Below are 10,122 nucleotides of genomic sequence, written 5' to 3'. Positions count from 1 at the left end.
AGGATGTCGTGGTCGGCGAAGTGCAGCTGGAACGACGAGACGCCCGGCAGGGTGCCTGCGGGGGCGCGGATCTCGGCGGGGAAGTTCGGCAGGGTCGCCAGATCGTTGCCGAAGGTCGCCGTCTCGGAGGTGAACAGGTCACCTGTGAGCTGCATGCCGTCACCCGAGTCACCCGAGAAACGGATGATCACCCGGTCGAGCTGCTCTGTCTGTTTCGTCACCGGCATGTGCCTCTCCCTGGGGCGGAATGCGCGTGCGCGGGCCATCACCCGTAGAGCCGTCGCACCGACGGAGGGCTGGGCGCCCGCCGTGAGCCTAGGACGACCGCGAGAGAATTTCAATGGGCGTTGAATTGTGGCCGTCCGGGCTCGGATGCCCAGCGGCGCGCCGACGGGGGCCGCCGCTCGGCCGACGGTCGGCCGGCGGCCGAGCGGTGATCGGGCGGCGTGATTTAGCGGTTGACGACAAGCCGGATGGGGCAGGTGTGACGGCTGTGACTGATGGGGCGCCAAAAGCCGCATTCTGCGGGAGGGTTGAGTGGTGCAAGGGGCCGGAAAGCTTTGACCCTAGAAGTCACTGCGTGTAGACTTCATGGTCAGGTGAATTTACGTGAGGCTCGGCGTTGTATGGTCCCGCCGTCGCGGGCACCCTTGTCGAAGCCGGGCGGAACGCACGTCCTTCGGGGGACTCGTGATCGAGAGGAAGTGCCGCCGTGGCCGACGCTAGAGGAGTTTCCGACACCCGTCAGGCCATCATGCGGTCCGCGGCGGACCTTTTCGCCGAACTGGGCTACAGGAACGCGTCGTTACGCGCCATCGCGGCGAACGCGGGCTGCGATCCGGCGCTGATCGCGCACTACTTCGCCTCCAAGGAGGCCCTGTACGACGCCGTGGTCGACGAAACGGTTCGGCCGGCCGGTGTGTTCCGGGAGGCGATCGGGCGGCGGGACGCGGCCGCGGCGGAATGGCTGCTGCGCCACGCCATGGCTGACTGGGACGACTCCGTGCAGCGGCTGCGGATCCTCGGGGTGCTGCGGTCCGCGCTGGATCTGCCCGCGGCCAAGGCGCGCATCCGGCAGTCGCTGGTGCCCGAGGGGATCACTGGGGGCGACGAGATCCGGCTGGCCCTGGTCAGTAGCCTCTTCATCGGCATCGTGACGGCACGTCACATGGACCTGCTGCCACCCGAGCTCATGAAGAGCGACGAGGACCCCGAGGAGATGGTGAGGCTGCTGGCGCCGGTGGTCGCCGCGTACCTGGCGGCGGGGCCGTCGGGGGACGAGGGCGGCGGCGGGGCGTCACGGCGCTGACGGGCGGGTCGGCGGGCAGGGTGGCGGTGCCGTGCCGGCGGCGCCTGCTCGGCCGTGCCGCCCGCCGTCGCCGGTCGACGCCCGCGTAGGTCTGCTCAGTCGCGTCCGAGTGAGTCCGCTCGGTCGCGTCCGCGTGGGTCGCTCGGCCGCGTACGTTCGCCCGGTCGTGCCCATGGCCGGTCGTGTCCCCTTCTCCCCGGCCGCCCCCGTGCGCTTGTGTCGTCAACTCGACGTGCGCGCATGGCTGTTGATCCCCCGAATGCCCTCCCTTCACCCGTGGGGACGGCCGCCGCGGCTCCTCCGTGCTCTCGCCCGGCGTGGGCGTCCCCTCCCGCCCGGTCCGACCGGCTCCCCGGGTTCCTCCGCGCCCCTTCCTGTCCCTCCCCGCCGCCTCCCGTTCCGGCTCTCCCGTCCGCCCGCGGAGGCCTCTCCTCCGTCGACGTGTTCGGCATCCGTTGACTTGAGCGCCCGTCGGACGTTCGGGTCCTCCAGATGCGGTGGTTCCGGAGGGCCCGCGACGGGACCCCCGGTGACGTGCCCCGACTCGGCCGCCGGCGGGCTGATGTGGGCTCAACCTCGCCCGCTACCAGTGACGTTGAGCGGACCGCCGGTGTCCGGAACACGGTCATCGAGCTTGCGGTAAGGAATTCAGTACTCGTAGACTTCATTGGAGAATGAATAACTCGCGGGCGCTGTCACTAGGGCAGCGGACCCAAGGAGGGAACATGGAATCAACTGACACGGGCGTGCAGGCGACTGCACCGCCCGGTACCTCACGTGGTCCGGGCGCCATCGCGAATCCGGCGCGCTGGGTCATCCTCGCGGTCACACTGTCCGCGATCTTCATGCAGATGCTGGACACCACGATCACGATGGTCGCGCTGCCCTCGCTGCAGAGCGATCTCGGCGCCACCTTCGCCGAGATCCAGCTGGTCGTCGCCGTCTACTCACTCGCGTTCGCCTGTGTGCTCGTCACCGGCGGCCGCCTCGGCGACATCTACGGCCGCCGCAAGGTCTTCCTGATCGGCATGCTGGGCTTCACCATCGCCTCGGCGCTCTGCGGCGCGGCTCCCAGCTCGACCTTCCTGATCGCCTCCCGGGTGCTCCAGGGCATGTGCTCCGGCCTGATGTTCCCGCAGGTGCTCTCGATCATCCAGGTCACCTTCTCGACGAAGGAACGCCCCAAGGCCCTCGCCATGTACGGCGCTTCGATCGGTCTCGGCACCGTGCTCGGCCCGGTGCTCGGCGGCTGGCTGATCGACATGGACATCCTGGGCACCGACTGGCGGGCGATCTTCTACGTCAACCTCCCGGTCGGCCTGGTCGCCCTGTGCCTGGGGCTGGCCAAGATCCCCGAGTCCTCCGCGGAGGGTGCGAGCCGGCTCGACGTCACCGGCGCGCTCATCCTCAGCGCCGGTCTCTTCAGCCTGATCCTCCCGCTCGTCATCGGCCGTGAACACGACTGGCCCGGCTGGAGCCTCGTGCTCCTGGCGCTGAGTCCGCTGCTGCTCATCGAGTTCTTCGTCTACGAGAACAAGCTGACGAAACTGGCCGGCAAGTCACCTCTGGTGCCGACGGGCCTCTTCAAGGAGCGCTCGTTCACCGTCGGCCTCATCATCAGCGTGGTGTTCTTCGCCGGCATCCCGTCGTTCTTCATGACGTTCTTCATGAGCCTGCAGATCGGGTTCGGCTACACCCCGATCTCCGCCGGTCTGGTCAGCCTCGGCTTCGCCCTCCTCATCGCCGTGGGCTCGGCGCGCTCGGCGGCCGTCGTCAAGCGGCTCGGCACCAAGACGCTCGCGGTGGGCACCGGGCTGCTGCTCGTCGGCATGTCGGGTGTGATCGGCACCCTGCACTGGGCCGGTTCCGATCTGCACGGCTACCAGCTGATCCCGTCCCTGATGGTCGCCGGTCTGGGCGGTGGCTTCTTCCTCGCCCCGTGCACCGGCATCATCCTGGCCGGAATCCGTTCGCGTGAGGCGGGAGCCGCGTCCGGAATGCTCGCCACGGTGCAGCAGGTCGGCATCGCCATCGGCATCGCGGTCGCGGGCATCCTCTTCTACGGCTTCCTGGGATCCAACGCGGACGGCGCCGCGCAGTCGGCGGTGCCGCAGCTGCGGCAGGACCTGGCGGCGGCGGGTCTGAACGATGCTCAGCAGGACAAGGCCACGGCCGGTTTCGAGACCTGCTTCCACGACCGGATGAACCAGAAGGACCTCACCGAGACGCCGGACAGCTGCGCGCGCATCGAGAAGGAGATGGCGAGCACGCCCGCGCCCCCGGAGGTCAAGGCGAAGGTCCAGGCCGCCGTGCTCAACAAGGCGGTGCCCGAGGCGCGCAAGGCCAACTTCGGCGACAGCTTCGAGCAGGTCGTGTACTGGCAGATCGGCTGCTTCGGCCTGTCCTGCCTGCTGGTCCTCGCTCTGCCGAAGATCCGCCCCGAGGACGTCCAGGACGTGCCCGGAGGCGCGTGACCGGGTCCCGTGGGTCCCGGCGGGACCCACGGGTCCCGGCAGCACCTCGCGGCAGGCCGGGCGCCGCCCCGCACCCCCGGTCCGCGACCGGGAGCGGGGCGGCGCCGCCGCTGCGCACGGGGCCGGGGCGCCGGGGGCGGGGCGTCGCTCCCGGCGGGCTCCGCCGGCCGGCATCCCGCCCCCGCCTCCGCGCGGGGCCGCGCCGCGGCCCCGCCCCGACTCCCGCGTCCACGCGGTGAAAGGACGTCGTGAACACCGTGTTCTGGGTTCTGACGCTCGGCGTCGCATCGGCTCTCGCGTACGCGGCCGCGGCCGTCGCCCAACGGGCCGTGGCAGCCCGCGACGGCCTGTCCGCCCGGGACGGCCTGTCCGCCCGAGACAGCGGGCCCGCCCGCGACGGCCTGTCCGCCCGCGACGACAGGGCCCTGGACGGCCGGGCTGCCCGCGACGGCGAGGCCGCCGGCGTCCGCATGGGCGCCCTGGACGGCCTGGACGCCCTGGACGGCATGGACGCCCTGGACGGCCGCGACGGCGGCACGTGTGACGGCTCGTCCGCCCGCGGCGGCGGCGTCCCGCGCCCCCGCGACGGCGGTGTCCCGCGCTCCCGCACGGCGGTGTCCTGCGACGCTGCCGCCCCCCACGCGACCGCGCCGGTCCACCCCACCGCGCCGGTCCACCCCACCGCGCCGGTCCACCCCACCGCGCCGACCCACCCCACCGTGCCGGTCCGCAACGCCGGACCAGGTCACCAAGCCGGGCCGAAGCGCGGGCGTGGGGTGCGTTCGGTGACGTGGCTGGTCTCCCTGCTGTGCAACGCGCTGGGTGCCGCCCTGCACACGGCGGCGCTGCGCTACGGCTCGCTCGTCGCCGTGCAGATGCTCGGTGTGCTCACCCTCGTGGCGGCGCCCCTGCTGTCCGGCGTGGTGACGCGCCGCCGTACGACCGGGGCGCAGGCGCGGGGCATCGCGCTGACCGTGACCGGTATAGCGGGCCTGCTCTGCCTCACCCGGACCGCCGAGCCGAGCCGCGTCCTGGACTCCTCGGAGACGACCGGGGTGGTCGTCCTGACCGTCGTGGTGCTCGGCGCCGCCATCGCCGCCGGCGCCGTGACCCGGCGGACGGCGGCCGCGAGCCTGTGGCACGCGCTGGCCGCCGGGGTCGCCTTCGGGGCAGCGTCGGCCCTGACTCAGACCGCGGTGCTGGAACTGACCGGCGGGGGAGCGGAGGCCGGGCCGACGGCCGTGGCGGTCCTCGTCATGGCGGGGGTGGCCTGTCTGGCGCTGGCCGGACTCGCTCTGTGTCAACTTGCCTACCGCGGCGGCCTGGTGGCGCCGCTGGCGACGCTGACCCTGGTGAACCCGCTGTACGCCGCCGTCATAGGCGTCGTCGTGCTCGGAGACCGCTACGCGACCGGTGTCCCCGGTGCGCTGGCCTCGGCCGCCGCGGCACTCGCGGCGGCACGAGGTGTCTTCGTCCTGGCTCACGCGGGGCCGGCGGGGGAGCGGTCAGCCCCGGGCGAGCCGCTCGAAGTGGACCTCGACGGCCGGCACGAACCACTCGACGAGTTCCTCGAAGTCGAGCGAGGCCAGCGGCTCCACCTGGAGGACGTACCGGAGCATCACCAGGCCGGCGAGCTGCGCTGACACGAGTGAGCTGAACGCCGGAGTCCGGTCGGTCCCCTCGGGGGCGATCCGCCGTACGCAGGCCGCGAATCCGTCCTCGATCTGGTCACGGAACCGCTTGGACGTCGCCTCGTCGGACAGTCCCGTCCGGTAGATGGCGACCATCGCGGGCCGGGTCGTCTCGTCCTCCCAGAAGGACAGGAACGTCCGTGCCACCTGCTCGCCGGGGCGCTCCAGGGGTGTGCCGGGGTCGGTGTCCGTCAGGGAGTCGAAGAGGGTGGACACGTCGAGGCGGGAGGCGATCGCGTCGCGGAACACCCCTTCCTTGTTGCTGAAGAAGTGATGGATCAGGGCGGGATCGACCTGCGCCTGCTGGGCGATGCCGCGCATGGTGGTCCCGGCGTAGCCCTTGGCGGCGAACAGTTCGAGTGCCGCGTCGAGAATCTGTTCCTTCGTGCTGGTCTGTCCCGGGCGTCGTCCGCCGCCGCGCGAGGGCGGCCGGCCGGCCCGCGCGGCGGCGCCCGGGTGCGCGGTGGCCTTCTTCGCGCAGGGGATCCCGTTTCCGGTGCTCACTAGGCCCCCTTCGTATTAATTCATGGCTCGTGGAAATCTACGGTACAGCATTCCACATGGGACGACTCCCCGGTAGGGAGCATTCCGGCACCCCCGCGCCGGTGTCGAGTCAAGTCCGGCCGTCGTGGCGGAAGCTGGCCGGATCCGATCAGCGTCCGGCCGGTCGGCACCTTCGGGAAACCGCTTGCACCACAGGCAACCGCCGCCCCCGGGCTCTCGTCGGTGAGCCCTTGGGGACGGCGGTCGTTCTGCCCGGAACCTCCGTGCGGCGCGGGCCCCTCACGGCTCCGCGAAGCCCCCGGGACCCGGCCGGACCCGTCGCGGGGCCCGTACGGCACCGCGTGCCGCCCGGGCCCCCGGCGGGGTGCTCAGCGCTCGACGTCGGGCAGGACGGTGGCACCCCTGGTGAGGACCCGGTGCACCATGTACGGCGCCTTGCGTTTGGCCCACAGCAGCACCTTGATCCGCTTCAACGGCGTGAAGTTGTAGTAGCGGTCGGACGGGTCGCCGAAGGCGAAGAGCGGCGGGATGAACGAGGCCGAGCGCAACTGGCCGAAGATCCGCTCCGCCGCGGCGCCCGGCGCCAGCCGGTTGTCGGCGACCTGCCGCAGCGTCCGGTCCAGGTCGTCGAAGAGCGCGACGAAGCCCGGATACACCGGGAACCACAGCCCGGCCCCCCTGCGCGGCCCCAGGTCGTCCCACTGGCCGGCACGGCCGGGCCGGGCGAGGGCGTCGTTGCGGGCCCGCTTCAGGGACAGCGCGGCGAACATCGAGTGCAGCAGCCACACCCGGCAGAAGGCGTTCCACAGGCGGAAGTCGCCGGTCGCGGTGAGCGCCGAGCGCAGCAGCCGGTCCCCGTGCTCGACGAGGTCCGCCTGGAAGGCCTCCAACGGCCGGAAACGCTCCACGGACCAGTCACCGGCCCGCGCCGCCCCGATGATCCGGGCCGCCGCCTCGTGGACGAGCTCCGCGGTCAGCGTCACGTCCCGGGAGAGGGTGAAGTCGCAGCGTACGGCGGAGCGGTCGAGGACGACGAACCCGTCGCCCGCGGCCGCGGTGGCCCCGTACTGCCACGGCTCCGAGCCGGTCCACGGGCGGACCACGGTGGCCTCGGCGAACTGCCACTCCAGATCCGGGAACTGGCGTATCAACTGCTGGAAGTCGTCCTCGGCCGACGCCGACCGCTGCGGCCACAGCTTGGCGTCGAGGCTCACCGACACACTGGTCAGCGCGGCCTCGCCGGTGCGCTGCTCGCCGAACGGGGCGAGCTGGATCCAGCCGCCGGGGAAGACCACCTGGGTGGTGCCGCCGGTCCAGGGCGTGCCTCCCTCACCCGGGTCCACACGCCGCTCCAGCGGCCGTACGCCGCGCAGATGGGCGGTCAGGACCCGTGAGGAGTGGGTCAGCGGGCGCAGCGCGGGGCCGCCGCCGAGCCGCCCCAGCATGGGGGCGTCGGGCCCGGACATGTCGACCACGAACTCCGCGCCGACCGCGCTTCCGTCGGCCAGCTCGACGCTGAAGTCCCCGGCCTCGCCGCGCACTTCGGTGAGGACGGGGCGGCCCTGCGGGACGCGGCTGCCGTAGCTCACGGCGAGCCGGTGCACCCAGGCGTCGACGTCGGGGCGGTACAGATGCGACTCACCGTGCTCGCTGGGCACGTTGAACTGCACCACCTGCTGCCGCCGTACGGGCGCGCCGGGACGCGCGTACACGAAGCCGATGCTCGACTTGACGCCCGAGGTCCTGCGGATCTCCGCGGGCAGCTGCCCGAAGTGCCCGAGCGCGGACAGCTCGGGCACGTCGAAGCGGCGGGCGAGCAGTTCGAAGACCTCGGCGGTGTAGGGGACCGTGGTCTCGCCGGCCGGGGTGGTGGCGTCGTGCGGCGAGTCGACGAGGATCACGTCCACGCCGGCGCGGGCCAGGATCGCGGCGAGCATGCCGCCGCCGAGGTGGGCGCCGAGCACGGCGACGGTGTGCCGGGCCCCGCCCGGGGGCCGCACGGGGGCGGGGACCGGCTCGTCCGCCGGGTCGAAGGGCAGCGCGGACTCGGCGGCGCCCACCGCCTCCGCGCCCTCGTCCCAGGCGCCCCGGCCGCCGAAGCCGCGTGCGTCCGCCGTCGTCCGCGTTCCCGTCTCCGCTTCCGTCCTCGTGCCCGCCGGTGCCGCCGTGCCCGCCGCCCTCCTCGCCGCCGTGCCCTTCCGCGCGCCCCTCCCGGTGCCCTCCGGTGCCCCGGCCGAGCCACCCGCCGGGGCGCCCGCAGAGCCACCAGCCGCGCCGTTCGTGGAGGCGCCGGCCGATCCGTCCGTCGTCATGTCCTTGGATGCGTCATCGGACGTGTCCTTCGATGTGTTCTTGGGTGTGTCCCGTGGCATCTCCCCGTCCTCCTTCATGAGTGCCTGCGGAATCGGGAGCGCAGGAATCCGCCGAGTGCTCCGGCCACCACGGGCCCGGTGTCCGAGGCCGCAGAGCCGCGCTTGGCCCAGAGCATGGTGCGGATCATGCGGGCCGGGTTCGGGTTGTAGAAGCGGTTGGCCGGGTCGTGCAGACCGAACGGCGGCGGCGCGTACCCGTCGTCCTGCAGCAGGTCGAACAGCTCGCCCGTGGCCCGGTCCGTCGTCATCAGACCCGCCTCGACGTCCCGGCAGGCGGACCAGGCGGCGTCGGTGATCTTGTTGAAGCCGACGCTCGCGGGGAAGAGCGCGCCGGGGTGCGGCTGCGCCTCCAGCTCCCGCCAGATCAACGGGTCCTTGCTGGCCTGGAAGCGGGTGAGCGCGTCCTGCGCGTTGAGCGTGCCGAGGACCGTCCCCAGCGCCCACATGCGGAACGTGCCGTTCCACAGGCCGTAGTCGCGGAACGAGGTGAACGAGGACGCCACCACGTCGTCGTGGGCCCGTACGAGCCCCTGCTGCAGCGTCTCGATGTGCCCGAAGCGCTCGGCGGAGAAGTCGTCGTCCTTGACCGCCTCGATGAGCCGCCAGGCGAGCGAGTTGACCACGTCGGTGGTGTTGGTCAGACCGCGGGAGAACAGCGCGTCCACGAAGCCCGCGGCGTGCGAGGTCAGGCACCAGCGGTCGCCCACGACCTGGTGGGAGGAGTACTGCAGCCGGCCGGTGGAGACCCACGGCCTGGCCGCCTTCGCGTGCTTGAACTGCGGGGCGACGGCCGGGAAGCGCTCCAGGAACTGGGCGAACTCCTGCTCCGGCGGGGTGTCCGTCTTCGGGTGCTTGCGCGGGTCCAGGCTCAGGCCGACGCTGCACAGCCGGTTGGTGGCGCCCCGGTGGTTGTCGAACGGGATGACCCACAGCCAGCCGCCGTCGAAGACGTGGTGCAGCGTCCCCTGGTGCCAGGGGCTCGGGTTGTCGTGCGCCTGGCCCGCCGGGCAGTCGTCGTAGGGCCGCACCCCGAGCATGTGCGTGAACATGGTCCGCGAGTGGGTGCGCTGCCGCGGCACCTCGTCGCGCAGCCCGAACTTCCGGGCCAGCGGCGAGTTGTGGCCGCCCGCGTCCACGATGTAGCGGGCGCGGATGTCGGGCCCGTCCGCGACCGCGAGGGTCACCCCGGAGCCGTCCACCTCGACGTCCGTCACCCGGGTGTTCAGCCGCGGCACCGCCCCGTAGCGCAGCGCCACGTTGAACATGTAGGCGTCGACGTCCTGGCGGAACATGTGGGACTCGGTGGACAGCGCCACCGGGATCACGAACTGGTTGATCTCGTACGGGTCCTGCCGCTCGCCCTCACGGTGGTACACGAAGCCGAAGTTGCGCTTCTGGCCCGAGTTCGAGGACACCTTGGAGCGCATCGTGGAGAAGTGGCTCAGATGCGCGATCTCCGGCACCCGGTAGCGCGCCGCGAGGATCCGCAGCATCACGGAGGTGTACGGGATGGTGGACTCGCCGACCGCGAAGCGCGGGTGGGCGCCGGCGTCGATCAGGACGGTCTTCACGCCGTTGCGGGACAGGATGGCCGCGAGGATGGAACCGGCGATCCCGGAGCCCAGGACGGCGACGTCGTGGACGGCCTTGCCGGGCGAGTCGGACGCGGACAGCGGTTGCATGATGCTCTCTCCTCCAGAGGTCGGGAAGGTCTCTTCTCGGGTCCTGCCGTCACCCGGCCGCCGTCCGCCCGGAGGGCGGGCCTGGCAGGC

Annotated in this window: 5 protein-coding genes and 1 pseudogene; 2 read left to right on the top strand and 4 right to left on the bottom strand. The window is 72.1% G+C overall.

Annotated elements, in window-relative coordinates:
* Positions 1 to 221: pseudogene (locus tag ACFY93_RS08355) on the bottom strand (2-oxoglutarate ferredoxin oxidoreductase subunit alpha); the annotation flags it as partial.
* A gap of 491 nt (positions 222 to 712) precedes the next feature.
* Between ACFY93_RS08355 and ACFY93_RS08350 the strand changes: the two are divergent.
* Together ACFY93_RS08350 and ACFY93_RS08345 are read left to right on the top strand one after the other, a co-directional pair.
* Positions 713 to 1,309 carry a TetR family transcriptional regulator gene (locus ACFY93_RS08350; RefSeq protein ID WP_391354770.1) on the top strand — a complete coding sequence of 199 codons (597 nt, stop codon included), beginning with the start codon at positions 713 to 715 and terminating at the stop codon, positions 1,307 to 1,309.
* Positions 1,310 to 2,034: 725 nt separating this feature from the next.
* Positions 2,035 to 3,783 carry an MFS transporter gene (locus tag ACFY93_RS08345; RefSeq protein WP_391354767.1) on the top strand — a complete coding sequence of 583 codons (1,749 nt, stop codon included), beginning with the start codon at positions 2,035 to 2,037 and terminating at the stop codon, positions 3,781 to 3,783.
* 1,505 nt (positions 3,784 to 5,288) lie between these two features.
* Here the strand turns inward: ACFY93_RS08345 and ACFY93_RS08340 are convergent.
* From ACFY93_RS08340 to ACFY93_RS08330, 3 genes are all read right to left on the bottom strand, one after another.
* The gene (locus ACFY93_RS08340; RefSeq protein ID WP_391354765.1) at positions 5,289 to 5,978 is read right to left on the bottom strand and encodes a TetR family transcriptional regulator; all 690 of its coding nucleotides are present in this window, start codon (positions 5,976 to 5,978) and stop codon (positions 5,289 to 5,291) included.
* A gap of 368 nt (positions 5,979 to 6,346) precedes the next feature.
* Positions 6,347 to 8,350: an NAD(P)/FAD-dependent oxidoreductase gene (locus ACFY93_RS08335; protein ID WP_391354763.1), complete on the bottom strand. Its 2,004-nt coding sequence runs from the start codon at positions 8,348 to 8,350 to the stop codon at positions 6,347 to 6,349.
* A 14-nt stretch (positions 8,351 to 8,364) separates the two neighbouring features.
* Entirely contained in the window at positions 8,365 to 10,032 is a 1,668-nt protein-coding gene (locus ACFY93_RS08330) for an FAD-dependent oxidoreductase (protein ID WP_391354762.1), read from the bottom strand.
* Between the last annotated feature and the right edge of the window lie 90 nt (positions 10,033 to 10,122).

Origin of the sequence: Streptomyces sp. NPDC008313 (assembly GCF_042956125.1) — a bacterium.
Lineage (GTDB): Bacteria > Actinomycetota > Actinomycetes > Streptomycetales > Streptomycetaceae > Streptomyces.
Note: the sequence above shows the minus strand (reverse complement) of the source record. Positions and strands in the feature narration are given on the sequence as shown.

Bases quoted from the DNA above. Each gene is read 5' to 3' on its own strand.
- ACFY93_RS08345 (WP_391354767.1), top strand. From the start codon at position 2,035: ATGGAATCAACTGACACGGGCGTGCAGGCGACTGCACCGCCCGGTACC.
- ACFY93_RS08335 (WP_391354763.1), bottom strand. From the start codon at position 8,350: ATGCCACGGGACACACCCAAGAACACATCGAAGGACACGTCCGATGAC.
- ACFY93_RS08330 (WP_391354762.1), bottom strand. From the start codon at position 10,032: ATGCAACCGCTGTCCGCGTCCGACTCGCCCGGCAAGGCCGTCCACGAC.